A 24,869-nucleotide genomic window follows, 5' to 3' on the forward strand; every position below is an offset into this window, starting at 1 on the left:
GTCGCGGAGGCGCGGGATGGAAAAAGGGAGGAGGCCCGAGGATGGTTGGCGCCATGTCTTAGGCCGGTAGCCAGCTATAGGCTCCTCGCAACCTTCTTTTCCCGCAGGCTGCGGATGCGGGGAGTGCCGGCATTATCTGTAAGCCTGCGGAATAACTGGGCAGTCAAGGCGGCAGAGGTCGTTATGTCGTAGAGCGCGGCGGCGCGCCGCGCGCTCGCTTCCGCCATGGCTTTAAGCCGTTCCGGCTGGCTGATGAGCTTGATTGCTGCCCGCGCAACACCTTCCCAATCGCCCGGAAACTCGCTGACGATGCCCGGCCATTCGCTGGTGCCGATCAATATGCCTGTTTCGCCAGTCTCGACGATTTCAGGCACGCCGCCCACGCCAATCGCGATGACTGGCACGCCGCAAGCCATGGCCTCCAGCAGCGCGAGCGGCATGGCGTCGGCGCGAGAGGTGTGAAGCATCAGGTCTAGCGCAGGATAGACTTGCGCGGGATCGTCCCACAGCCCTGCCAGATGCACATTGGTGCCTATGCCTGCCCGCTCGATCGCTCGGGCGATCTCCTTTTCTTGGGTGCCGGTGCCCACCAGCACAAAATGCACGTGCGGCAGTTGCCTCAAAATGGTGTCAGCTGCCTTGATGAACTTGTCGGGACCTTTTTCCCAGGCAAGCCGGCCCACGAAGCCAATCAGGAAGTCCTCTTCGGATACGGCAATTGCCTTCCGCAGCAGGCTACGCGGCGCACACCCCGGTCGATAGCGCTCGAGGTCGACGCCATTGGGAATGAACGTCAGCTTTTCTGGAGGCATGCCGACGGCGAGCGCTTGGGACCAGGCTTCACGGCACACAAGGATCATTTCCGTGCCGGTGAGTCGGGCGACGCTGATCTCCTGCGGCTGCAGACTCATTCCGTGCAGCGTGGCCACCATGGGCGTGTTGGTCAGCAGACCCGCGAGTGCAGCTACCGTATGAGCGTTCATCAGATGGGCGTGGATGATGTCGATATGGTGACTCTCGACCAGCCCCGCGATCATCTCGATCGAGCGCCAGGGCGGATCGTCGCGTAACGGCGCGATGTAGACGGCGCAGCCCTTCTGGCGCAATGCGCGCGTATAGGCGCTTTCGAACGGACAAAGCACGGTCACCGCGAATTCGTCTTTGGGCAACTTGCCTATCAGGTTGCCGACATAATTTTCCATGCCGCCAACGATCGCGTTGCCCAGCACTTCGAGGAGGTTGATCCTGCTGCCATCCCTGTATTTCTGATCGGCAGCTACCACTTGGTTGGGACCGGACGTCATCCTGGCTCTCCCGTTACGAGGCGCAGCCACTTGGCTGCAGTGCCCGACATCAGTTCACGGCGGTCCTCCGTCGCTATGTCGAGCCGGTCAAGCAAGTCATGCACCTCTTCGATGGCGGAACGGATGTGGGCGCCCGGACAAGGCAGGAAGCGATCGCTGCCGAACTGCATCTGCTGCGCGCCCAAGATGTCGAAGGCGAGACGCAGTACTCCCTCGCGATAGGCCGGCGGCGGCCCGAATGAAATGTCGAAGCGAAACTGACTTTCGGCGGGATCTACGCCATTGATGCGGTCGATCAACCCCACCGCGTTGGCTTCGTCGCACCATGGCCAGCCTAGGTGGGCAAGCGTGACGCGCAGCCCCGGATAGTCGCGCACCACCTCATAGAAGCTCGGCCGGCAAAAGCGGCCTGACCGGCCATCGATGAAGATGCCGCTATGAAAAAGGATAGGCAGTCCCAGTCGAACTGCAACCTCATAGACGCGGTGAGCGCAATCGTCATAGGGATACCAGCCCGTCGGCACCAGCTTTAGGCCACAAATGCCGGGAAGCTCGGCTGCGGCCTCCAGATCGCTTGCCGCTTCATGATGCAGCGGGTTCACCACCGCAAATCCCAGCAGGCGGTCCTTATGGCCGGCGACCAGCCGCGACAGATGGCGATTGCCTTCGCGCAGTGACTCCCGGTTGGTCAGCGAATAAGGCTCGGTGAGGAACGGCGCCAGCAGCACCGCCATATCCACGTCGGCTTCATCCAGCGATCGCAGCACGCCATCCGCGTCCTCGCGTCCAGATGTATGCAGATGGGCGTCGATAATCATCCGTCATCTCCATGGCCCCGCCGCTTTAAACTGTCGTGCGCGCCAGGTGTTCCGGCTATTTGGTAAAATTCCGCGAGAGCTCGCGGAACAACTGCAGCAAGCGGAGGTTAAGGCAGGCGAAACACATCACAAGCAGACCGAACCAGTCAGGTACTGAAGTCTTCCAAGGATAACATTCTATCGATGTAGAAGGTCACCTTCCGACGAATCAACGTTAAGCCTGAAAGGGTATGGAACATGGCTCTGGAAATTGATGGATTTGGGAAGAACAATAGGCCATTATTGTTGTGTTTTTCCCATCTGCGCTGGAACTTCGTCTTTCAACGTCCGCAGCATCTTCTGACAAGAGCGGCGCAGGACCGACACGTTATCTATTTCGAGGAGCCGGTTTTCGAGCCGGTCGAGGAGCCATCGCTGCACATCGTCTCGATACAACCGGGCCTGCGCGTGGTGACGCCGGTGCTGCCGCAAGGAATCCCTGCGGCGACGGCCCTGCGCATCCAGCGCCGTCAGGTCGACGAATTGGTCTCGGCCACGCCGGCCGCCAGGAGGCTGCTGTGGTACTATACGCCGATGGCACTTCGTTTTAGCCGCCATCTCGAGCATGAGTTGTGTGTCTATGATTGCATGGACCAGCTTTCGGCCTTCAAGGGCGCGCCGCGCGACCTGTCCGATCTGGAGGGCGAGCTTTTCAGACAGGCCGATATCGTCTTTACCGGGGGGCAAAGCCTTTACGAAGACAAGCGCACGCGCCATCCGGCCACGTATCTGTTCGCGAGCAGTATCGATTGCGGCCACTTCAGTCGCGCACGGCGCAAGCTTGCCGATCCGGCGGACCAACAGACGATAGGCTATCCGCGCGTGGGCTTCTTTGGGGTCATCGACGAGCGCATGGATATTAAACTGGTTGCGCGGGTGGCGAAGGCCCTGCCGCATGTCCATTTCGTCATGCTCGGGCCGACCGCCAAGATTGAACCGGCTAACCTGCCGAAGGCGTCCAACCTGCATTGGCTCGGGTGCAAATTCTATGCCGAGCTACCGGCCTATCTCGCCAATTGGCAGGCCGGCTGGATGCCCTTCGCGCTCAATGCCTCCACCCGCTACATCAGCCCGACAAAGACTCCCGAGTTCCTTGCCGCAGGCCTGCCCGTCGTCTCCACCGCGATAGTGGATGTGGTGCGAAGCTATGGCGCCCGTGGTCTTGTGGAAATCGCGAATGCCGCCGACATGCCTTCCAAGCTCGCGGCGCTTCTCGAGGGTCCGGACAGAGGCTGGCTGGACAGGGCAGACATGCTCCTTGCAGAGACATCCTGGGACCGCACCTGGGCCGAAATGGCGGCGTTGATCGAAGAGGCGCGGGACGTGAGGCGGGCGCCAGCCGCCAGCGGAGGGTTGAAATGTTCGATTGGCTGATTGTTGGCGCCGGCTTTGCCGGCAGTGTGCTGGCAGAGCGCATCGCCTCCCAGCGGCAGGAAAGCGTGCTCCTCATAGACCGCCGCTCCCATGTCGGTGGCAATGCCTATGACTGCTATGACGAGGCCGGTATTCTGGTCCATCTTTACGGCCCGCATATCTTTCACACCAACTCGGCTGCCATCGCCGGCTATCTGTCGCAATTCACCGCCTGGCGACCATATGAACATCGCGTGCTGGCGCGCGTCGACGGTAAGTTACTGCCGATCCCGATCAATCTCGACACAATCAACCGTCTTTATGAGCTGGACCTGACTTCCGAGGAACTGGAGGTTTTTTTCGCGGCGCGGCGCGAGACCGTTGAGCAGATAACAACGGCCGAGGACGTCGTCGTTAGCACGGTGGGGCGGGAGCTCTACGAAAAATTCTTTCAGGGCTACACCAGAAAGCAGTGGGGCCGGGACCCATCGCAGCTGAGCAAGTCGGTGACCGCGCGGGTTCCCACGCGTCTCAACCGAGATGACCGCTATTTCGGCGACAAGTTCCAGAACATGCCGGCCGGGGGCTATACGCGCATGTTCCGGCGCATGCTGGACAATCCGCGCATCCACATCATGCTGCAGGCAGACTATCGTGCTATCCGCGATCGCATTCCCCATCGTCGCCTAATCTATACAGGCGCGGTCGACGAGTTCTTCGACTTCCGTTTCGGACCCCTTCCTTACCGATCCCTGAGCTTTCAGCATGTGACATTGGAACGGGAAAGAACCCAGCCGGTTGCCGTTATTAACTACCCACAGGACGAAGATTACACCCGCGTGACCGAATACAAGCACCTGACCGGGCAGGTGCATCCCTGCACCAGCCTGAGCTATGAATATCCCAGCGACACCGGCGATCCCTATTATCCGGTTCCCTGTCCGGAAAACGAAGCGCTCTACAAGCGCTATGAGATGCTGGCGGCGCAGCTTCGACATGTCTGGTTCGTGGGGCGACTGGCGACCTATCGATATTACAATATGGATCAGGTCATCGGTCAGGCGCTGGCGACTTTCGAGCGGATTCAGAGGACGGTGTCGGCCGGAGCACAGGCAACGGACCGCGCAGAGGCGGCCGAATGACGAGACAAGGCATGCCGCTTCAGCTTTGGGGAGGAGCCGAATGCAGCATGGTGCGGGTCGGCGATCGGCTGCGCGACCAGTTAGCCGAAACGGGGCATGACGTTCGGGCCAGCGATCTCGATCTCATTTCCGGTCTTGGCATCAAGACGCTGCGCTACCCCGTATTATGGGAGAAAATCCGTTATGGCATGACGGATGCAGACTGGAGTTGGCCGGATGCCAGGCTGAAGCGACTGCGAGAACTCGGCATCGCGCCAGTTGCAGGCCTCCTGCATCATGGGTTTGGCCCGCAGCCCGAACTGGCGCTCCAGCCACAATTTCCGCAGGCCTTTGCGCAGTTTGCCGAAGCGGTGGCGCGCCGCTATCCTTGGATCGATGCTTTCACCCCCATCAACGAGCCGCTCACAACCGCGCGCATCAGCGGTCTTTATGGGTTGTGGTATCCGCATGGCCGCGATGAGACGCTTTGCTTCCGGCTGCTGGTCGCGCAGTGCAGCGCGGTTGCCGCCGCGATGGCTGCGATCAGGAAGATCAATCCAAACGCTCGCCTGGTGCAGACCGAGGACTTAGGCCACATATTTTCCACCGCGCCGCTGCGATATCAGGCTGATTACGAGAATGAGAGGCGCTGGCTCGGCCTCGACCTCATCACCGGCCGTGTAGACCGAAGCCATACATTTCATGAGAGGCTGATTGCAGCAGGCGTCAGCGAAACCGACCTTGCCCAACTTGTCGCACAGCCTTGTCCTCCCGATCTCCTCGGCATCGATTACTACCTGACCAGCGACCGCTTTCTCGACCATCGCCTCTGGCTCTATCCGCATGAGCCGATCGGCGGGAATGGAATCCACGTCTATGTCGACGCCGCCGCCGTGCGGTCGCCTTATCGGGGTAGGGCGACGCTTGCCGCACGCATAGACGAGGCCTGGAAGCGCTATCGCCTGCCACTGGCGCTCACCGAAATCCACAATGGCTGCACGCGCGATGAGCAACTGCGATGGCTGCTCGAGGCCTGGCAGACAGCCCGTGCGGCCCGTGGCAAGGGGATCGATCTGCGTGCCGTCACCGCGTGGGCGCTTTTCGGCATGGTTGATTGGAACTCGATGCTGCTGCGCCGCGATCGCCACTATGAAAACGGCGCTTTCGATATCCGCTGCCAGCCGCCACGTCCCACTGCGCTATCGCGGGCAATCGCTCGGCTTACCAGCGGAGAGACCTATGATCATCCTGTCCTTGACCGCCCGGGATGGTGGCAGGAAGAAAGCCCTTCGCGCATGCCGGCACGGCTGCTTCTGCTGTCGGGTGGCGGAAAAATGCAGAAAATCCTCGAAGACTGCTGCAGGGCACGCAGGCTTGCCATTGCCTGCTGCGATCCCCATCCCTCGGATCAGAAATTGCCGGACGCGGCGTGGTCTTCGATCCAGGTATCCTCGACGGCCGGCGGCCGGCGTCTGATCTGCCGATATGCGGATGGGGGCCTGCTCGATCTTGAGGTCGATCGCTCTGCCGATCCGCACTGTGTGGCCAACGCCTGTCTGGACGTACTTATCGACGGGCCGCGGGGCAAAGCGCGTTTGCTGTGCGTCATGCCCGCAAATCAATATCAAATTTCCTTCGCCGCCGAATCCGCCTGTCCGCAACGGTAAGGCGATCACCTTGCGGGCAAATTCGCCGGCTCGAGCATCTTGTCGGATTTCGGTTCCGCCGAGAATGCAAGCGCCGGGCTCGCCCACAAAGCAGGCGTGTTCAGGTTAGTTGCTGGAAGACCCCTCAGCTTCGGCGTTCATCGCCCGGCTTCGCCACCGTTCGGCGGCAGCCGGCGGATAACTTTTGCGCGCTAGCCTACATCCTCGCTTCGCCCGTGGGTCGGACTAGGGAACAAAGCTGCGGCTCCGCAGTTGGATTCCCAACGAAATGGAGGCAAGGATGAGCGAAGCCGTCACCACCACGGATCATGACAAAATCCGGCGTTGGGTCGAAGAGCGGGAGGGCAGGCCAGCCGTAGTCCGGACATCTGGCTCGGGCGGCTTGCTGCGGATCGATTTCGGTGAGCCCGAGGAGAACCTGGAAGAACTCAGCTGGGATGAATTCTTCGAGATATTCGATGACAATGATCTTGCCTTCCTGCACCAGAACCGCACCTCCGATGGAAACACGAGCCGCTTCCACAAATTCGTCGAACGCGGAAAATGAGGGCGCAGGACGTCGGCGAGACGCCGTGGGCATCCCGGGGCTGCAGCCGTGAGAGCATGAGGGCCGCCATTCTGACCGGACCTCGACAATGGGTGATCAAAGAGGTGGCCCTGCCCCCGATTCTGCCCGGTCAGGTGCGGGTGCGGCTGGAAGGCTGCGGCCTATGCGCTTCCAACATCGTCCCGTGGCAAGGGCCCGATTGGATGAATTTTCCCACAGAAGCCGGTGCGCTTGGCCATGAAGGTTGGGGAGTGATCGATGAGGTTGCCCCGGACGTAGCCTCAATCAACGTCGGCGATCGGGTGGCAGCCCTGTTCCACAACAGTTTTGCCGAATACGATACCGGTCCGGCAGACGCAGTGATCGCCTTGCCCCACTCATTTGCCGGCAAGCCTTTTCCCGGCGAGCCGCTTGGATGCGCCATGAACATATTGGCGCGTAGCGACATTGTGCCGGGCAGCTATGTGGCGATCCTCGGTATCGGCTTCCTCGGTGCGCTGCTGACCTGCCTGGCGACGCAGTCCGGTGCCCGCGTGATCGCGCTTTCGCGGCGCGAAGCTTCGCTTGCACTTGCCCGCGAGATGGGCGCCATTGAAATCATCCGTTGCGAGAATGCGCTGTCAGCGATCAGCCGCGTCCGCGACCTGACGGGCGGCAGGATGTGTGAGCGCGTTATCGAGGCCACTGGCAGGCAGGCGCCTCTCGATCTTGCCGGAGAGCTCATCTGCGAAGGCGGGCGACTAGTAATTGCAGGCTATCACCAAGACGGTCTGCGCCAAGTCGATATGCAGAAATGGAACTGGAAGGGCATCGACGTCATCAACGCCCATGAGCGGGCGCGCCAAACGTATGTAAGAGGCGTAAGGCAGGCGATCTCGGCGTCACAGGCCGGCATTCTTCCTACGGAGCGGCTCTACACGCACTGCTATCCGCTTTCCGATATCAATACAGCCTTCCGAGCGGCCGCAACGCATGCTGATGGTTTCGTCAAGGCGCTGGTGCTGATGTGACTCCCGGGCCTACGATGGAAGGACGATGGTTGGGGGCTGCACCACGCCTCGGTTTCCTCGGAGTGGGCTGGATCGGTCGCAGCCGGATGCAAACGCTCGCTGAAGCCGGCGCCAGCATCTGCGCCATCTGCGACCCTTCTAGTGAAATGGTACAGAAGGCCTGCAAGCTCGCCCCTGGCGCCGCGGTGACCGACTCGCTGGAAGACATGCTGGCGATGGGCCTTGATGGCGTGGTGATTGCCACTCCGAGTGCTTTCCATGCGGAACAGGCGATGACGGCGTTGGCGGCAAATAGCGCGGTGTTTTGCCAAAAGCCGCTAGGACGCAACCTCACGGAAGTGCAAGCGGTAATCGAGGCGGCAAAGGCCAGCAACCGCCTACTCGGCCTCGACCTGTCGTACCGTCACACTGCCGCAATGCAGGCGGTGCGGTCCCTGTTGCGAGAGGGGACGATAGGCCAGGTGCACGCGGTCGATCTGGTCTTCCACAACGCCTATGGGCCAGACAAGCCCTGGTTCTACGATGCGGCGCTTTCGGGTGGCGGCTGTCTCATTGATCTCGGTGTTCATCTGGTCGATTTGCTTCTGTGGGCGCTGGATTTTCCGATAGTTGTCGGCACCCACGCCCGGCTGTTGGCGAAAGGGCATGTTCTTACCGGCAAGGAAGTGGAGGATTATGCGCTAGCCATGCTCGATCTTGAAGGCGGGCAAGTGGCGCGCCTCGCCTGTTCGTGGAGACTTCATGCCGGATGCGACGCCGTCATCGGCGCGACGTTTCATGGCGCCCTTGGCTCGCTTATCTTCACCAATGTGGGCGGGTCTTTCTATGATTTCGAGGCGCATCTTGCGCGCGGAACCTCTCGGGAATGCCTCGTGTCCCCTCCTGATGCCTGGGGGGGAAGGTCCATCCGGCACTGGACAGAGCACCTCGCCACCGATCGCCACTTCGATGCCGAGGCAGGTCAGTTCGCCCGAGTCGCCGAGGTGTTGGATCGAATTTATCAAGCAAATGCAAGGCGTATTGCGGCGATACAGGATAGGCCCTTGGGTGCCAAGCTTTGGGTGTCGTAGCGGAAATTTTTAAGGAACATTCCTCGCACAGCGTCGTTGTCGACTTTGAATCCTTTTTCGACTGGAACTGTCATGGATGAACACCTCGGCCGAGCGCGTGACGATGCTTCAATCGTGGAACTTGTGCCCGCACTGCGGGCTTTTGCGCGAACCTTTTATCGCGATCCCAACGATGCCGACGATCTCGTTCAAGATACCTTGCTGAAGGCGCTCCGAAGTTTTGAAACTTTCGAGCCGGGCACTCGCCTGAAGTCGTGGATGTTTACGATCATGCGTAATACGTTTTATACCCGCGTGAAGCTCTATTCCCGTGAAGCACCAGGCTCAGCTGATTGCGTAGCTGTCCGACCTTCCGTGGGCCCAACACAAGAGTGGTCGATCCGAGGCGCAGAAGTGAGGAAAGCGATCAATCGCCTTTCGCCATGCCATCGAGAAGTGTTGATGCTGGTAGGCGTGCTCGGCGTTTCCTATGAAGAAACCGCCCAAATATGCGGCTGCGCCATGGGAACTGTCAAAAGCCGCTTGAACCGGGCGCGGTTAAACGTCTTGGAACAATTGGGCGAAGCATCGGCCGCCACGCTGCTGGAGCAAGGATATAAATACGGTAACCCCGAGATGTGTGTTCACACGGAAAGACCGCGATAGTCGTCAACTCGGTGTTTGTCGCTGTTTTCGGATAAGCAGTTCGTTTTGAAGCCTGCGCGCCAGTTCCAGCAGGTGCTCGGGCGTTTCTTCTTGCATGATCTCATCCAGCAGCCCAGCCAATTTAATGTCAATGGCTGCCGTCTCCAATGGAAGATCGGACGGCGGCGAATCGCGTCGAGCCAAAACTAACGCTCCCGAAGTAGTCGATGCCTCAAATTATGTATTAAATACAGAAGGAAATTCAAGGCTTGAACTCGCTCTCGGTATGGCGTTTCACAACTTTGGGTCAACCAGGGAAAATCAGGTCGAAGGCGACGCGGCCTTTTGCCGGTTGTTGGGAAGAGGATTGGATCGCCACCGACGCTCACGCGGTACATTGGCCCGACCAAGGCTCACATAGCGGAACCCGTACAGTGCCATCTGCTCCGGATCGAAGAGATTTCGGCAATCGAAGACCACCGGCCTGCGCAGGGCCTCGGCCAGACGAGCAGGATCTAGCGAGCGGAACATCTCCCATTCAGTCAGTATGAGGAGAAGATCCGCTCCTTGCGCCGCATCGTAGGGATCTTCTGCCCACGTGGCGGACGGCAGCAGTGGGGCCGCATTGCCACTCGCCCAAGGATCAAACATTTTGACCCCGACATTGGCCTTTTGCAGCGCAGGTACGATTTGGAGGGCAGCCGATTCACGAACGTCATCAGTATTGGCCTTGAAGGCTGCGCCGAGCACGGCCACCTGCGCGCCGGAAATGCCTGCTATTTCTTTAAGCACGCGCTCGGCGATATGTCTTTTGCGATAATCGTTGCGCGCAATGAGAGCCTCAATCAAAGGCTGCGGTGCATTGAGCGCGCGGCCGATCCAAGCGAAGGCTTCAGTATCCTTTGGAAAGCAGGAGCCGCCATAACCAGGGCCAGGCTTCAGGAACGCAGTGCCGATGCGTGGGTCAAGCCCGATGCCTTTGGCCACGGAGTTGATATCGCCTTCGGTAACTTCACACAGGTCGGCCACGTCGTTGGTAAAACCTATTTTGAGCGCAAGGAAAGCGTTGGCTGCGTACTTGATGAGCTCGGCATCGGCGGTCCCGGTCTCCACAAGGGGAACGCCCCGGTCAAGAAGAGGCCGATAGAGCTTGATCAATCTTTCGCCGGCATCCCGGTCGTCTGCACCGATGACTATGCGGTCTGGCGTGAGAAAGTCGGAAACCGCGCTGCCCTCACGCAGGAATTCCGGGTTTGAGGTCACCCAGAAATCCAATGCGCCACGCTCTTCAGCGATGATCTCTCGGACCTCTCGCGCAGTACCTACGGCGACAGTGGACTTCAAGGTGACCACAGTCCGGGGCGACAAGAAAGGGGCGAACGACTGAGCCGCCTGCCGCACAAAAGCGAGATCTGCCTCGCCTCGAACGCCTTTGGGAGTGCCGACCGCCACCATCACTATGTCACGTCCGCGCACTGCCGAGGCTAAATGATCGGAAAAGCGTAACCGGCGGCACGCCATGTTACGGATCATGATCTCATCGAGGCCGGCCTCCCTGAAGGGAAAGACGCCGGCTTTCAGGCGTGCTATTCGCTCCTTGTCTATGTCCACGCAAATGACATCGTGGCCGAGCTCCGACAGGCATGCTCCCGTAGTGAGGCCGACATACCCCGCTCCAATGATTGTTACCCTCATCGCCGATTCCTTTTGTCTGCAGTGGGCCCTAACCGGAGAGGGAAAGCTATGTTCCTTGATTACTCGGTGCGCTTGCGGGCGATCTCGTCCAGTACGGCCTCAGGCGCAACATTTTTGGTCAGTTCGTTAATTTCCGTTTGCGGCGGCAACTCTGCGCCGAGTTGACGCGCGATGGCCAGTACAAGTTCGCCGACATGCGTCGTCTCTTGTTCCGCTAGCAAGCTCATCTGCAGTGTCAGTTCCGCTCTGTCGTCTTCCAGCCGCGCCTGCCGACGTTGATTCATCAGCACGAAGGTTGTCAGGAAGATTGCTTCTACCGAAGCTACCATCGCGAGCATGACAAGGGTGGGATCCCACGGCGGGAAAGGCAAAAATGCGCCCGTATTGACGATGATCCAGGTGCCGAACACCACGGCATGAGCCAAAAGCGACCAGATACTTCCGGTAAAGGTCGCTATCGCAGCCGCGACCTTGTCCGCGAAACCCTGGCTGTCTTGTTCGCGCTGCCTTCGGCGCATCAACTCGTCGATGTTGCGGGCGAGTGGCCTTGAGATTTCGTCCCTGGAATCCTGATTGGCTTGCGCAGATGTCATGGCGGTGACCTCGATTGCCAGTGCCCCGAACCGCGATACCTGGGAAATTGTTCTGGCGACAGGTCACCTGATTAGGTCAGCTCGAAGGAACAAACCTGCGATCCCGTTGTTGGGCGGAGGAAAAGACCAGAGGAAAGCGGAATGGTAAAGCATATCCTCGTGACCGGAGGCGCCGGATTCATCGGCCGCCATGTTGTCGCCGAATTGATCCAGCGGAAATTCGAGGTCCGCGTCCTCGACGCGCTGGTCGAGCAGGTCCATGGCGGCTCAGGTATCGAGCTGCCCGCCGGTGCGGAGTTGATCCAGGGCGATGTTCGCGACCCCGGCCGCGTCGAGCAGGCGCTGCGCGGCGTCGATGCGGTAATCCATCTTGCCGCGGAAGTAGGCGTCGGACAATCCATGTATAAGATTGCTCGCTACGTCGGGGCCAATGATCTCGGAACTGCGGTGTTGTTGGAAGCTATGCTGAGGCAGCCCGTCGGCCGCATTGTTGTTGCTTCTTCCATGAGCGTCTATGGCGAAGGCGCCTATCTTTCGGCCGACGACAGGATCGTGGGAAATGCGCGGCGTGATGCTGAGCGTATGAGGGCCGGCCTTTGGGACCCGGTCTCAGACACGGGAGAACCCCTTGTCTCGACAACCACTGATGAAAGCAAGCCAGCAGATTTGGCTTCGATCTATGCTTTGACCAAATATGCTCAGGAACGCGCCGTATTGATCTTCGGCGAAGCTTATGGCGTGGACGCCGTTGCATTGCGCCTCTTCAACGTTTTCGGGCCCGGCCAAGCACTGTCCAATCCCTACACCGGCGTTCTGGCGAATTTTGCGTCGCGGTTGGCCAATGGCAAGCGGCCGACAGTATTCGAGGATGGCAGGCAGCGGCGAGATTTCGTTCATGTCCGCGATGTGGCCCGCGCCTTTTGCCGGGCGCTGGAGAGTCCGCAGGCGCGGGGGCAGGTTATCAATATCGGCAGTGGCAGCTTCTATGCCATCAGCGATGTCGCTTCCATGCTGGCTCAGGCGATGGGCGTGCCGGAACTCGGCCCTGAAATCCTCGGCAAGGCGCGCGCGGGTGATATTCGCCACTGCTTTGCCGATATCGGGAGGGCGCGCGAGATTTTGGGCTATGAGCCCGCGCATCGACTCGAAGGCTCTCTCGACGAAATAGTGAACTGGGTTCGTGCATCGGTCGCGGTAGATCGAGGCTCGCAGATGCGAGGCGAACTCGAAGCCATGGGGCTGGTTTCATGAGACGGCAAGGAAAGCCCCGCCACATCCTCATTACAGGAGGTGCGGGTTTCATCGGCTGTAATCTCGCCGACAGCCTGCTTTCGGCAGGCGAGGAGGTCGCCATCCTCGATGATCTCAGTCGATCGGGTGTCGATCATAATCTAGCTTGGCTGAAACAAAGGCATGGGGGCAGGATAACTGCTTATGTTCAGGATGTTCGCGACGCCCGCGCGTTGCAGCCGGCGGTTGCGGAGGCTGCGGCTATCTTCCATCTGGCAGCGCAAACGGCTGTAACCACCAGTCTTACCGATCCGGTCGAGGATTTCGAGGTCAATGCTCGCGGCACGCTAAATGTCCTTGAAGCCGCGCGTAAGGCCGGGGATGTACCGGTCATCTTCGCCAGTACAAACAAGGTCTATGGCGGACTGGCGGATCTGGAGACGAGCAATGTTAGCGGGTGTCACCTGCCGCTCGATGCCCGGCTACGCCTGCGCGGCATTGGCGAGGCGCGACCGCTCGATTTCAGTACCCCTTACGGCTGCTCCAAGGGCGTGGCCGACCAATATGTGCTCGATTATGCCAAGTCCTATGGCATGCGAACGGCGGTGCTGCGCATGAGTTGCATCTATGGCCCACGTCAGTTCGGCACCGAGGATCAGGGATGGGTGGCGCATTTTCTGATCCGGGCGTTGAGAGGAATGCCGATCACTATCTATGGCGATGGCCTGCAGGTGCGCGATGTGCTTCACGTCAGCGATGCGGTTGCCGCCTATCGCGCGCTGCTTGCCGATATCGATCGCCTCAAGGGAAAGGCCTTCAATCTTGGCGGCGGGCCGGCCAATGCGGTCAGTCTGCAGAAGGTGCTCGGAGCGATCGGCGATGCTATCGGCCACCCGCCCGAAATTTGCCACGCCGAGCCGCGCACCGGCGACCAGCTCTATTTCGTCGCCGATACGACCCGGCTGTACGAGGCGACTGGGTGGCGGCCGGTGACCGGCTGGCGCGACGGCATCACCGCACTTGCGGAATGGTTTAGTCGTCACCGTGTCAAGGGCGCATTGGTTGACAGGTTCGTGGCATGAGCCCGGTCGGCGGACGGTGCTCGCGCGAAAGGCTACGCCGATGCTCCAGTGTATGACAGGCCGCAGCCGCCGCATCCTGATGACGCTCGATGCCGTAGGAGGGGTCTGGCAATACGCTCTGGGACTAGCGCAGCAACTGCAGGCGCTCGGGGACTTTGTCGTATTGGCGGGCCTCGGCCCCGAGCCTGAGCCCTGCGACAGGCGAGAAGCGGAAGCGTTCTCCACGCTTGAATGGCTCGCCAGTCCGCCAGACTGGCTGGCTGCGGACGAGCAGGCGGTTGCCGGCCTGGGCGACGAGCTTGACCGCCTCGTGCGCGGTTATGCCATCGATCTCGTGCAAGTAAACGAACCCGGCCAAGCGGCGCATCTTGAGCTTTCCTGCCCTCTCGTTGCTGTTTCGCACTCCTGTATCGCCACCTGGTTTCAGGCGGTTCGAGGCACGCCGCCGCCCAACGAATGGACGTGGCAACAAGGTCGCACCGGTGTCGGCCTGAAGCGTGCTGACCTGGTGGTCGCCCCCAGCTTCAGCCACAGGGGCGCATTGCGCGCTTGCTACGGGCTGCTGCCGCGCCTGGCTGTCGTCTACAACGCCGCTACCAACTTCGCTCCTTCCGGCAACCGTAATGACACGGTGTTTGCTGCCGGCCGGTGGTGGGACGAGGGCAAGAACGGCCATGTACTCGACCAGGCCGCCGCACTTGTCGAATGGCCCGTTCTTGCTGCCGGCGCGACGGTGGGGCCGAATGGCAGTTGCATGACGTTCGAAAATCTCATCGCGCTGGGACCGATCACCCACGCCGAGGTGCTTAGCCTGGCAGGCAGAAGCGGGCTCTTCGTCTCGCCATCCCTGTACGAGCCCTTTGGCCTGGGTGCATTGGAGGCTGCCGCCGCCGGCACGCCACTACTTCTTGCCGACATTCCCACCTATCGCGAATTGTGGGGAGACGTCGCGGCATTCTTTGCACCGCGGGATCACCAAGCGCTGGCAGCACAAATCAATCGCCTGACGCAGGACGAAGCCCTCCGCCGCAGAATGGGCGCCGCCGCGCGGCAGCGAGCGCGCCGGCTGACGTATCAGCGGCAGGCAGTCTCCATGCGCCGCGCCTACGACAGCGTCGAAGCCGTGAGAATCGGGAGGAGTTGATGCGTTTCCTGTTCTACACCCACTCTCTCGTTTCCGACTGGAACCATGGCAATGCGCATTTCCTGCGCGGCATCATGCGAGAATTGATCTCAAGGGGGCATGAGGCGCTGGCGCTAGAGCCCGAGGATGGCTGGAGCCGGAGCAATCTCATTAGCCGCCATCCGGAGGCGGTCGAGCGGTTTTCTGCCGATTTCCCGGAACTCAAATCCCTTTCCTACGGCATCGCCTTCGACCATGAGGCGCAACTGGCAGCAGCCGATGTGGTGGTCGTGCACGAGTGGACTGATCCGGCCCTCGTCGCGCGCATCGGCGCTGCCCGCCGCCATGGCGGTCGCTTCACATTGCTCTTCCACGACACACATCACCGTGCGGTATCGCAAGCAGCTTCCATTTCCGCGCTGGTGCTCGACGACTATGATGTGATCCTGGCCTTCGGCGAGACCTTGCGCCAGCGCTATCTTCAGGCCGGTTGGGGCGCTTGTGTCCATAGCTGGCATGAAGCGGCAGATTTAAGCCTTTTCACGCCGCTGCCCGAAATCGACAAGGAGGCCGATCTGGTCTGGATCGGGAATTGGGGCGACGAGGAGCGTTCAGCCGGGATCGCCGACTACCTCATTGGCCCAACTGGGGCGCTCGGCCTCTCAGCGCGCGTGTATGGGGTGCGCTACCCGCTGGCAGCGCTTGCCTCGCTTGCTGACGCCGGGATCGAATATCGCGGCTGGCTGCCCAACTCACTGGTGCCGCAGGTGTTCGCCCGGCACCGGACCACCATCCACATACCCCGCCGCCCCTATGTGGAAAGCTTGCCAGGGATACCAACCATCCGAATGTTCGAAGCTCTTGCCTGCGCAATCCCGCTGGTTTCGGCTCCATGGGACGATGTGGAAGGGCTCTTCCGGCCCGGCCGGGACTTCCTGTTCGCACGCGACGGCGCCCATATGCGCAAGCTGTTACGGCAGATTTTGAACGACAAGGATCTGGCAAATTCGCTTGCTTGCAACGGGCTTGAAACGATCCGATCTCGCCATGGCTGCGGCCATCGCGTCGATCAGCTTTTCAGCATTCTTGCGCGTCACGGCACCGCGTGTGTCATCGCGCAATTACAACAGAAGGAGGCCGCCCAATGAAGATGGCATTCTACGGATCAAGCCTGCTTTCCTCCTACTGGAATGGCGCGGCTACCTATTATCGTGGGCTGTTAAAAGCGCTGGCGCAGCGAGGTTACGAGATCACCTTCTACGAGCCTGATGTCTATGACCGGCAGCAGCATCGAGACATCGATCCCCCTGAATGGTGTTCGGTGGTGGTCTATGAATCGACCCCTCAGGCGCTTGTGGAAGTAGCGCGCCGAGCAGGAGAGGCCGACATCGTGGTGAAGGCAAGCGGTGTGGGCTATGAGGACGAGGCGCTGCTGCTGGAGGTGCTGCGCCATGCTCATGCTGACGCGCTGAAGGTTTTTTGGGATGTCGATGCACCGGCTACGCTGGCACAGCTTCGCAATGAACCGGACCACCCGCTCCACCGCTCGCTGCCTCGGCTCGATCTGGTGCTCACCTATGGGGGCGGCGACCCGGTGGTCTATGCCTACAGGGCGCTGGGAGCCAGGCATTGCATCCCGATCTATAATGCGCTCGATCCGCGAACCCATTATCCGGTACCGCCTCAGGCCCGCTTCCGCTGCGATCTGGCTTTCCTGGGCAATCGGCTTCCCGACCGGGAAAGCCGCGTCGAAAGTTTCTTCCTCCAGCCTGCATCGCGATCGCCGGAACTTGCCTTCATGCTAGGCGGCGCTGGTTGGGACGACAAACCCGTTCCGGGCAATGTCGCTTGGATTGGTCACGTCGGCACTCACGACCACAATGCTTTTAATGTTTCACCCAGGGCAGTGCTCAACATCAGCCGCGAGAGCATGGCAAGTAATGGGTTTTCGCCCGCGACGCGCGTCTTTGAGGCTGCGGGCGCCGGCGCCTGCATCATCAGCGATGCCTGGGCCGGGATAGAACTCTTTCTGCAGCCCAATGAAGATATACTGATTGCCCGCGACGGGAAGGATGTCGCTACCATTTTGGAGCAACTTTCACCGGCGCGCGCAAGAGAGATAGGGGCCGCAGCGCTGGACCGAGTGCTGCGCCATCACACTTATGAAAGCCGCGCGAAACTGGCGGACGAGACCTTCCGTAGCCTTTTTGCCAACCCCGCCGTCGAGGCAATGGCATGACACACGTATTGGACATCACCGTCATCGGCCTGTCACTGTCATCCTCCTGGGGCAACGGCCATGCAACTACCTTTCGCGCGCTGATGCGGGGCCTTGACCGTCTCGGCCATCGGCTCAGCTTCTTTGAAAGGAACATGCCCTGGTATGCACAGCACCGCGACCTGCCGCAGCCGGCCTTCTGCGAGCTTTGCCTTTACAACGATGTGAATCAGCTGGAGGCGGAGCACGGGGAGCGTATCCGTCGGGCAGACCTCGTGCTGGTCGGTTCATTTGTGCCGGAAGGCATAGCCGTCATCGACCGTGTAGCGGAACTCGCCCGGGGCAAGCTGTGCTTTTACGATATCGACACGCCGGTGACGCTGGCAAAGCTGAGGGCGCAAGCTTGCGATTATCTCGCCGCGCGCCAGATCGACCTGTTCGACATTTATTTTTCCTTTACCGGCGGGCCAACGCTGCAGCGCCTGCGCAATGAATTCGGCGCAAGGCGCGCCGAACCGCTCTATTGCTCGGTCGACGAATGCCGCTATGCGCCCACTGGCGAAGCGCCGCTCTGGGATCTCGGGTATATGGGGACCTACAGCGCCGATCGGCAGGCCCCGCTGGAGCGGTTGCTGATCGAGGTGGCGCGCCGCATGCCGGAGCGCCGCTTCGTTGTCGCCGGCTCGCAGTTCCCCGAAGACATTGTCTGGCCGCAAAATATCGAGCGCATCGATCATTTACCGCCGGCCAAGCATGCATCCTTCTACAGCCAGCAGCGCTTCACGCTAAACCTTACGCGCGCAGACATGATCGCGGCCGGATGGTCGCCCAGCGTGCGGCTGTTCGAGGCGGCCGCCTGTGGCTGCCCGGCAATCAGCGACTATTGGCCGGGCCTGGAAGATTTCTTCACGCCCGGGGAGGCGATCCATGTCGCAGCCTCCACCGAGGACATATGCTCTACCCTCGCCGGCAGCAGCGAGGCCGAGCGTTTAACGATAGCCCAGAACGCCAGAGACTGCGTGCTGAGCGGGCACACGGGCGTCGCGCGCGCTCGTGGGCTCGTTGGGGCCTTGTCCAGCGTTACGACCTCTGCGCGTGCGTGGGTTCAAGCTGCTTAAGGAGAGAATTTAGATGTCGCTTTCGAAAAAAAATGGGACGACCCTTGTGTCGGGAGGCGCCGGCTTCCTCGGCTCGCATCTATGTGAGACGCTGCTTGCCAAGGGGGAGAAGGTGCTGTGCGTTGACAATTTCGTCACGGGCAGCGACCGCAATCTCGCAGCGATCCATGATCATCCGCAATTCCGGCTAGAGGCCCGCGATATATGCGAGCCCTTCGATCCCGGAATACAAATTGGCCGGATTTATAATCTCGGCTGCGTGGCATCGCCGCCGCACTACCAAGCAGATCCCGTGCAAACCATGCGAAGCTGTGTTGTTGGAACAATAAACCTGTTGGAACTGGCCGACCGCCACGGCGCACGCTTCCTACAGGCATCCACCAGCGAGGTGTATGGGGATCCGGAGGTACATCCCCAAAACGAAGCCTACAATGGCAACGTCAACTGTACCGGTCCACGCGCGTGCTATGATGAAGGCAAGCGGGCCGCCGAGGCGATGTGCTTCGACTTCAAACGCGCTGGCCGTGTCGATGTCCGTGTGGCGCGTATCTTCAATACGTATGGCCCGCGTATGCAGCCAAACGACGGTCGGGTGGTCTCCAACATGATAGTGCAGGCGCTGCGCGGTCAGGCTCTGACCGTTTATGGCGATGGATCTCAGACCCGTTCCTTCTGCTATGTCGGTGAGCTGGTCGACGGACTTTACCGGCTAATGGAGGCGGAGCCCACGCCGCAAGCTCAGGTTAACCTGGGAAATCCTGACGAGTTCACCATACTAGAGCTAGCCGAGCTGATCCGGTTGCAGATCGGCGCCCCGGCCGGCATCCGCTTCGAGCCCCTGCCGAACGACGATCCACAGCGACGCCGGCCCGACATAGCTTGCGCTATTAAGCTCTTGAACTGGCGTCCAAAAACCACCTTGCAAGAGGGTTTAGCCATCACGGTAGACTACTTTCGTGAAGTGGTAAAACCGGGAGCGGTGCCTGCTGGTGTAGATCTGAGATCATTGGACCGAGTCTGAGATTCATACTGAGGCAAGAGATGGAGGAAGCTCTTTAGTCTATGAACATAACTTCGCGCCAACGCCTCGGCGGCGGCACCCGTCGCGGTCCCCCACAACCCACTTTGAAACGCTAAATAACATGGCAGCATGGTCGCAATGAGATGCGGTTCAACATTGCCGCCGGCCGAGCGGATAGCGTTGCATATCGCACCTGCCTCCGCGGCAGACAGTCGATATTCGACAATGCTGCCGGCTATGTCCCAAGCAATGTCCTGACAACCCACGAGGTCATGGGCCTCGCAATGGTCTACGGCATCTACCTTGAGGAAGCCGTCGCTAGTGACTAACCATTTCCAGCTTTGGAGGCGGTTATCTGTGCGCACCACACGTGCTGGAGCGCCTGCATCAGATAGACGCTGGAGATGGCACTCGAGAGTGCTGGCAAATCGCGGACCCAGGAGCTCCAAACTGTTCTCAATCGCCATACGCCGAAGCGTATCCACGGTTGCGCCGGGTCCGGCCGGCCCGAGGCCTCCCCCGGCACGGAAGCTTAAATAGGAGGCCAGTGTCTGCAAAAAACGGGCGCGGTCGTGGATCGTACAACCAGGTCGCCGTGCCGTGGCATGTTCCTGCAACAAGAAGCCGTAGCAAAGCCCGACGACACCCGGACTGAAGCCTTCTGTGGCTAACGTCTGTGCGTCTCGCAGTTTGCGTTCGCCCGAATCGCCCAAACCCGCGAATTTGACCAGCAACCGCCCATGCGTTGTCGTAGTAGAGAATTTCAAACGCTCGAAACGACCGTCGCGAGGTGTCGAAGGGGTTGGAGAATAGGGTTTTAACGCGCCTTCCAGAGAGCCCAGACGGCTTTCTATGCACGGCTTTAAAGTCTGGTCAAAAAAATCGCACGAAAGAGCCGGGTGATGTCGACAGCCTTGCCAGATGGCGCGAATTTCTCGGCCTGCGGCCTCACCAGGGCCGTTGCCATGACTGGAAAAGAAATGAATCTGCGCCGGACCGATCCCGAGATCAAACAGCCATCTGGCGACACTGGCAAATGAGCTGCCCGACATCCCTGGACCTTCGTCAACCACGGCAAACTGCAGATCCGAGTCACTTGCCGCGATCGTGAGAATGCCCGGTTCGGCGCGGATTTCCCGCCGAAAGGGGTGACCGACCGGCCGAAGGCTGATGGCAGGGCGCGCTTGAAGGGCGGCAGCCACCAAGGCGCCCAAGCTGGTTCCTATGCTCCGTATGCCGATCACCAGCGTTTCAGATCCGAGCCCGGAGCGCCGGGCAGCTTCAAGATATGCTTCGGGATAGAGCGCGTAGTGAGCATAGCCTTCGCCCACGCGCGTACTGATCCAGCCAGCGCTACCCAGTTGCCGCAGAAGCGATAATGGGATGTCGCTCAGTTCTTCCCGAAAGTTGCTACGCCACGATCGGTCAAGAGCGACCGCCATAGCAAGGAGCAAGGTCGCGCCCTTGTCTTGCATTCGAGAGCGGGCGTCTACACCGCACCGATCGAACTCAGCATCGGCAATGCCTTGGACGAGTTCACCGGCCCGGATAAAGGCATGAGCCAGCACGGCATGGCGATCTATGCCGGAAGGCATCGAGCCGGCACGATGCAGCAGGGTGGAAATTGAGGCCGCAACGGATGCTGCATTCTCCAGCCGGGCAGGATTTCCGTAAAGCATCATCGAGCGTCACTCCAGATCATCACTGCCGAACCGCCGCCAGGCGTCTTTGATCCACTTGCTCTCCACCGAAATCTCCTAAAACGGGAACATTCCTTTCGATTACAGGTTTGGCGGTGATAGCTCCGTGAGCTTTATGCGAGGCAGGCAAATGGCAGCAGGTAAGATCAGAGTCGGCATCATCGGCGTCGGGAACTGCGCTTCCTCGCTCGTGCAGGGCATCAGCTACTATCGCGATGTCGAGGCAAGCGAGCCGGTGATCGGCCTCATGCATGTCGATCTCGGAGGCTATCGTCCCGGTGATCTTGAAGTCGCCTGCGCTTTCGATGTTGCCGAAGGCAAGGTTGGAGCGGATGTAGCTCAAGCCATTTTCGCGCGGCCCAACAACACCGCAAAATTTGCCGACGTTGAAACGACGGGCGTTAAGGTCGCCCGCGGTCCTACCTTAGATGGCCTGGGCAAATATTTGCGAGGTCCAATTGTGGAATCCAACGCCGCCCCGGTGGATGTCGCGGCCACGCTCCGTGCCAATGGCACGGATGTCCTGGTTTCTTACTTGCCGGTTGGGTCGGAGCTCGCGACCAACTGGTATGCCGAGCAAGCGCTGGCAGCCAATTGCGCCTTCGTCAACTGCATTCCTTCCTTCATCGCATCGCGCCAAGAATGGCGTCAGCGGTTTAAGGATGCGCAGCTCCCGCTAATTGGCGACGATATAAAGAGCCAAGTCGGGGCGACGATCGTGCATCGGATGCTGACGAAGCTCTTTCGCGAGCGAGGGGTCCAAGTAGATCGCACCTATCAGCTTAACTTTGGCGGCAACACCGACTTCCTGAACATGCTGGAGCGAGAGAGGCTTGAATCCAAAAAGATTTCCAAGACCCAATCCGTTCTGAGCCAACTGGATGTGCCACTTACTCCAGACAATATCCATGTCGGACCGAGCGATCATGTACCGTGGCTTGCTGATCGCAAATGGGCTTACATTCGTCTAGAGGGGACCACGTTCGGTGGTGTGCCTCTTAGCGTCGAACTCAAGCTCGAGGTATGGGATTCGCCCAATTCCGCCGGTGTAGTCATCGATGCCATCCGCTGTGCCAAGCTTGGGCTCGATCGGGGGCTTAGCGGCGCGCTCAATGGGCCATCCAGCTACTTCATGAAGTCTCCGCCGCGGCAGTTCAGCGATGAGGAGGCGCGCCGCCTCACCGAGGCTTTCATCGCTAACCGGCAAGAGGGAGCTTTGAGGGCGGCAGAATGACGATCTTCTTTCTGTTGCGGCATGCAGCCCATGACAATCTCGGACGCTTCCTAGCGGGACGATCCGCCAACGTATCGCTTGGTGCTCAAGGGCGTGCGCAGGCATTACGTCTGGGCGCACGCATGCGCCAAGAAGGGTGCGACGCAATATTCTCCAGCCCGTCCGAGCGCACGCGAGAAACCGCGCAGGCGGTGTCAGTCGCCTGCGCGATCGGCCCGGTGACTGTAAGAGGCGAACTCGACGAGATCGATTTCGGTCCTTGGTCAGGCAAGACATTCGCCGAGTTGAACAATGACCCGAACTGGCGACACTGGAATAGCCGGCGCGATATAGCCGTAACCCCCGCGGGTGAAAGCATGGCCGACGCCAGGCGCCGGGTGTGCGATTTCATGGAGGACCTAGCTCAAGAGTTTCCCCAAGGGCGCATGGCGCTGGTTAGCCACGCTGATGTCATCAAAAGCGTGATCTGCCATGTACTTGGGCTTTCAGCCGACCGCTGTTTCAGGTTCGATATCCAGCCCGCCTCCGTCAGCGTCGTGACCATGGGCGAAACAGAGCCACGGCTCCTGCGCCTTAATGAGACGGTTTAAAGAAATGACCGATCTTGGAAAAACACCATGACGCTGTCCAACGGCGCGCTGCGCCGCCGTATAGAAGAACTTGGTCCTTGGTTCCACAATATGAACTTAGGCGGAATAGAAACCGCGCCAGATCATTTTCTGGGCAATTATCCATACGAGAAATGGCGCAAGTTCGCGCATGCCATTCCAGCTGACCTGCGCGGTAAAAGTGTGCTCGACATAGGTTGCAATGCCGGCTTCTATTCTATCCAAATGAAGCAGCGTGGTGCGGATCGGGTGCTCGGCATCGATTTCGATGAAGTTTATTTGGCCCAGGCGCGCTTTGCCGCCGAAGTGGCCAACGTAGAGATCGAATTCAGGCGACTTTCGGTTTATGACATCGGCCGGCTCGGTCAGCGTTTCCATATAGTGCTTTTCATGGGAGTTTTCTATCATTTGCGCCACCCCCTCTTGGCGCTCGATCTCGTACGCGAGCACGTCATGGGAGACCTTTTGGTGTTTCAGTCGATGCACCGCGGCAGTGACAAAGTTTTGGAGCTTGACGAGGATCATCCTTTTTCCTGCCGGGAACTGTTCAACCAGCCAGGCTTTCCGAAGCTTCATTTTATCGAGCACCGCTATGCGCAGGACCCCACCAACTGGTGGATTCCAAACCGTGCCGGGGTCGAAGCAATGCTACGCAGCGCCGGCTTCCAGATTGCGGCCCATCCCGAGGAGGAGGTCTACATCTGTCGTCCGACCGGTTCGCGAGGAGGTCGCGCGGTTTATCCGACAAGGGGCAGATTCAGTGATTGAAGCCGCAATGATCTGGAACGAGCCCAACAACAAGTCGCATTGGGACCCCGAACTCGACCCTGACTGGAGCCGGTTCGCCGAGATGGCCATGCTTGCCGCCGATGCCATCGCCCAAGTTAATCCCGATGTAACGAAGGTGCTTGGAGGCATCTCGCCGATCGACCCTGCTTTCATAGAGCGCATGAAAGCTTTTGGGGTGTTGGACCACGTAGACGCGGTAGGCGTGCATGGTTTCCCCCTGGACTGGAATCTGTGGCAGATTGATGAGTGGCCGGACAAGCTGGCTGAAATCGGCGCTGTCACAGAGCTGCCCATATGGGTGAGCGAAGTTGGCATCTCGACCTTTGGCGCGGAGGAGATCCAAATCTGGGGCCTCAAGCGCACGGCTCAACTCCTGATCGGGCACGCGACTCGCGTTCAGTGGTATAGTCTCTACGATCTGCCTGCAGCTTGGGGTGCCACCACCCGCCACCGCGAGGCCGAAGGTTCGTCCTATTATCGGCATTTCCATATGGGTCTGTTACGCGAAGATGGGTCGCCGAAACCTGCCTTGAAGGAGTTTGCCGAGCTTGCCCCGCAGATGGGCTTGGTCCAGTGGTTCCATTTCGAGGACCCACGGCTTAACGATGCCGTCTCCTGGATGAAGCGTCTCGGAGTCACCCAGTTGCGGACGGGCTTATCGTGGGCCGACAGTTTTCGCCCCGATGCGCTCGCTTGGTTCGACCGCCAGTTGGAGGCCCTTGGCGATTTCGCCCTGACTGTGACTTTCTGCTTCACGCCTGAGCACCGCGGGTTAATGCCGCATCATACCAGTCCGCCACTGGTACCCGATGAATTCGCGGGCTTCTGCGCTGCAATGATCGAGCGCTATGCACCATATGTGCGGCCGGGCCCCTATGACCCGCATCTTCCGAAGACGTGAGTCG

23 protein-coding genes and 1 pseudogene are annotated in these 24,869 nt (G+C 59.9%); 18 read left to right on the plus strand and 6 right to left on the minus strand.

Features of this window, described 5'->3' with window-relative positions:
* Nucleotides 1-74: 74 nt before the first annotated feature.
* Nucleotides 75-1,304 carry a glycosyltransferase family 4 protein gene (locus ACFOHJ_RS00250; protein ID WP_378217330.1) on the minus strand — a complete coding sequence of 410 codons (1,230 nt, stop codon included), beginning with the start codon at nt 1,302-1,304 and terminating at the stop codon, nt 75-77.
* Complete coding sequence (locus ACFOHJ_RS00255) at nt 1,301-2,122, minus strand: amidohydrolase family protein (protein ID WP_378217332.1); 822 nt, start codon at nt 2,120-2,122, stop codon at nt 1,301-1,303. Before ACFOHJ_RS00255 ends, ACFOHJ_RS00250 begins: the two co-directional genes overlap by 4 nt.
* 237 nt (nt 2,123-2,359) lie before the next feature.
* Here ACFOHJ_RS00255 and ACFOHJ_RS00260 point away from each other — a divergent pair, with 237 nt between their 5' ends.
* The 7 genes from ACFOHJ_RS00260 to ACFOHJ_RS00290 all read left to right on the plus strand — a co-directional run bounded on the left by ACFOHJ_RS00260 (nt 2,360) and on the right by ACFOHJ_RS00290 (nt 9,574).
* On the plus strand, nt 2,360-3,535 hold the full coding sequence (locus ACFOHJ_RS00260; RefSeq protein WP_378217334.1) for a glycosyltransferase: 1,176 nt from the start codon (nt 2,360-2,362) through the stop codon (nt 3,533-3,535).
* A complete protein-coding gene (glf, locus tag ACFOHJ_RS00265) occupies nt 3,520-4,656 on the plus strand; it encodes a UDP-galactopyranose mutase (RefSeq protein ID WP_378217336.1) in 1,137 nt (378 codons plus the stop codon). Before ACFOHJ_RS00260 ends, glf begins: the two co-directional genes overlap by 16 nt.
* An 11-nt stretch (nt 4,657-4,667) precedes the next feature.
* Nucleotides 4,668-6,302 (plus strand): family 1 glycosylhydrolase, encoded by a 1,635-nt coding sequence (locus tag ACFOHJ_RS00270; protein ID WP_378217338.1) that lies wholly within the window; start codon nt 4,668-4,670, stop codon nt 6,300-6,302.
* A 280-nt stretch (nt 6,303-6,582) separates the two neighbouring features.
* Entirely contained in the window at nt 6,583-6,849 is a 267-nt protein-coding gene (locus ACFOHJ_RS00275) for a hypothetical protein (protein ID WP_378217340.1), read from the plus strand.
* A gap of 56 nt (nt 6,850-6,905) precedes the next feature.
* Nucleotides 6,906-7,859 (plus strand): MDR/zinc-dependent alcohol dehydrogenase-like family protein, encoded by a 954-nt coding sequence (locus ACFOHJ_RS00280; protein ID WP_378217342.1) that lies wholly within the window; start codon nt 6,906-6,908, stop codon nt 7,857-7,859.
* Nucleotides 7,860-7,888: 29 nt separating this feature from the next.
* Complete coding sequence (locus tag ACFOHJ_RS00285; protein WP_378217344.1) at nt 7,889-8,929, plus strand: Gfo/Idh/MocA family protein; 1,041 nt, start codon at nt 7,889-7,891, stop codon at nt 8,927-8,929.
* Nucleotides 8,930-9,001: 72 nt separating this feature from the next.
* Entirely contained in the window at nt 9,002-9,574 is a 573-nt protein-coding gene (locus ACFOHJ_RS00290) for a sigma-70 family RNA polymerase sigma factor (RefSeq protein ID WP_378217346.1), read from the plus strand.
* A 3-nt stretch (nt 9,575-9,577) separates the two neighbouring features.
* On the opposite strand, the gene ACFOHJ_RS00295 is transcribed toward ACFOHJ_RS00290, so the two are convergent.
* The 3 genes from ACFOHJ_RS00295 to ACFOHJ_RS00305 form a co-directional block, all read right to left on the minus strand.
* Entirely contained in the window at nt 9,578-9,757 is a 180-nt protein-coding gene (locus tag ACFOHJ_RS00295) for a hypothetical protein (protein WP_378217348.1), read from the minus strand.
* 117 nt (nt 9,758-9,874) lie between these two features.
* Entirely contained in the window at nt 9,875-11,248 is a 1,374-nt protein-coding gene (locus tag ACFOHJ_RS00300) for a UDP-glucose dehydrogenase family protein (RefSeq protein ID WP_378217350.1), read from the minus strand.
* Between the two features lie 59 nt (nt 11,249-11,307).
* Nucleotides 11,308-11,841 carry a DUF1003 domain-containing protein gene (locus tag ACFOHJ_RS00305; RefSeq protein ID WP_378217352.1) on the minus strand — a complete coding sequence of 178 codons (534 nt, stop codon included), beginning with the start codon at nt 11,839-11,841 and terminating at the stop codon, nt 11,308-11,310.
* A 141-nt stretch (nt 11,842-11,982) separates the two neighbouring features.
* Here ACFOHJ_RS00305 and ACFOHJ_RS00310 point away from each other — a divergent pair, with 141 nt between their 5' ends.
* From ACFOHJ_RS00310 to ACFOHJ_RS00340, 7 genes and pseudogenes are all read left to right on the plus strand, one after another.
* Nucleotides 11,983-13,092, plus strand: a complete 1,110-nt coding sequence (locus ACFOHJ_RS00310; protein WP_378217354.1) for an NAD-dependent epimerase/dehydratase family protein — start codon at nt 11,983-11,985, stop codon at nt 13,090-13,092.
* A gap of 23 nt (nt 13,093-13,115) precedes the next feature.
* A pseudogene (locus tag ACFOHJ_RS00315) lies at nt 13,116-14,153 on the plus strand (NAD-dependent epimerase/dehydratase family protein); the annotation flags it as partial.
* 52 nt (nt 14,154-14,205) lie between these two features.
* Entirely contained in the window at nt 14,206-15,297 is a 1,092-nt protein-coding gene (locus ACFOHJ_RS00320; protein WP_378217356.1) for a glycosyltransferase, read from the plus strand.
* Nucleotides 15,297-16,424: a CgeB family protein gene (locus tag ACFOHJ_RS00325; protein ID WP_378217358.1), complete on the plus strand. Its 1,128-nt coding sequence runs from the start codon at nt 15,297-15,299 to the stop codon at nt 16,422-16,424. The genes ACFOHJ_RS00320 and ACFOHJ_RS00325 overlap by 1 nt, the downstream gene beginning before the upstream one ends.
* Nucleotides 16,421-17,515: a CgeB family protein gene (locus ACFOHJ_RS00330; RefSeq protein ID WP_378217360.1), complete on the plus strand. Its 1,095-nt coding sequence runs from the start codon at nt 16,421-16,423 to the stop codon at nt 17,513-17,515. Before ACFOHJ_RS00325 ends, ACFOHJ_RS00330 begins: the two co-directional genes overlap by 4 nt.
* On the plus strand, nt 17,512-18,612 hold the full coding sequence (locus tag ACFOHJ_RS00335; protein ID WP_378217362.1) for a CgeB family protein: 1,101 nt from the start codon (nt 17,512-17,514) through the stop codon (nt 18,610-18,612). Before ACFOHJ_RS00330 ends, ACFOHJ_RS00335 begins: the two co-directional genes overlap by 4 nt.
* 13 nt (nt 18,613-18,625) lie before the next feature.
* Nucleotides 18,626-19,633, plus strand: coding sequence for a UDP-glucuronic acid decarboxylase family protein (locus ACFOHJ_RS00340; RefSeq protein ID WP_378217364.1), 1,008 nt, complete (start codon nt 18,626-18,628; stop codon nt 19,631-19,633).
* Here ACFOHJ_RS00340 and ACFOHJ_RS00345 read toward each other — a convergent pair.
* Nucleotides 19,561-21,315: a hypothetical protein gene (locus ACFOHJ_RS00345; RefSeq protein ID WP_378217366.1), complete on the minus strand. Its 1,755-nt coding sequence runs from the start codon at nt 21,313-21,315 to the stop codon at nt 19,561-19,563. The two genes, ACFOHJ_RS00340 and ACFOHJ_RS00345, sit on opposite strands and share 73 nt — an antisense overlap.
* Before the next feature lie 148 nt (nt 21,316-21,463).
* On the opposite strand from ACFOHJ_RS00345, the gene ACFOHJ_RS00350 reads away from it, so the two are divergent.
* Genes ACFOHJ_RS00350 through ACFOHJ_RS00365 form a run of 4 tightly spaced genes read left to right on the plus strand, consistent with a single transcriptional unit; the run spans nt 21,464 to nt 24,865 of the window.
* Nucleotides 21,464-22,567: an inositol-3-phosphate synthase gene (locus ACFOHJ_RS00350; RefSeq protein WP_378217368.1), complete on the plus strand. Its 1,104-nt coding sequence runs from the start codon at nt 21,464-21,466 to the stop codon at nt 22,565-22,567.
* On the plus strand, nt 22,564-23,157 hold the full coding sequence (locus tag ACFOHJ_RS00355) for a histidine phosphatase family protein (protein ID WP_378217370.1): 594 nt from the start codon (nt 22,564-22,566) through the stop codon (nt 23,155-23,157). The genes ACFOHJ_RS00350 and ACFOHJ_RS00355 overlap by 4 nt, the downstream gene beginning before the upstream one ends.
* A gap of 27 nt (nt 23,158-23,184) precedes the next feature.
* Complete coding sequence (locus tag ACFOHJ_RS00360) at nt 23,185-23,943, plus strand: TIGR04290 family methyltransferase (protein ID WP_378217372.1); 759 nt, start codon at nt 23,185-23,187, stop codon at nt 23,941-23,943.
* On the plus strand, nt 23,936-24,865 hold the full coding sequence (locus ACFOHJ_RS00365; protein ID WP_378217375.1) for a beta-xylosidase: 930 nt from the start codon (nt 23,936-23,938) through the stop codon (nt 24,863-24,865). Before ACFOHJ_RS00360 ends, ACFOHJ_RS00365 begins: the two co-directional genes overlap by 8 nt.
* The last annotated feature ends 4 nt before the right edge of the window (nt 24,866-24,869 follow it).

It is taken from the genome of Aquamicrobium soli (assembly GCF_042646345.1).
Taxonomy (GTDB): Bacteria; Pseudomonadota; Alphaproteobacteria; order Rhizobiales; family Rhizobiaceae; genus Mesorhizobium; species Mesorhizobium soli_A.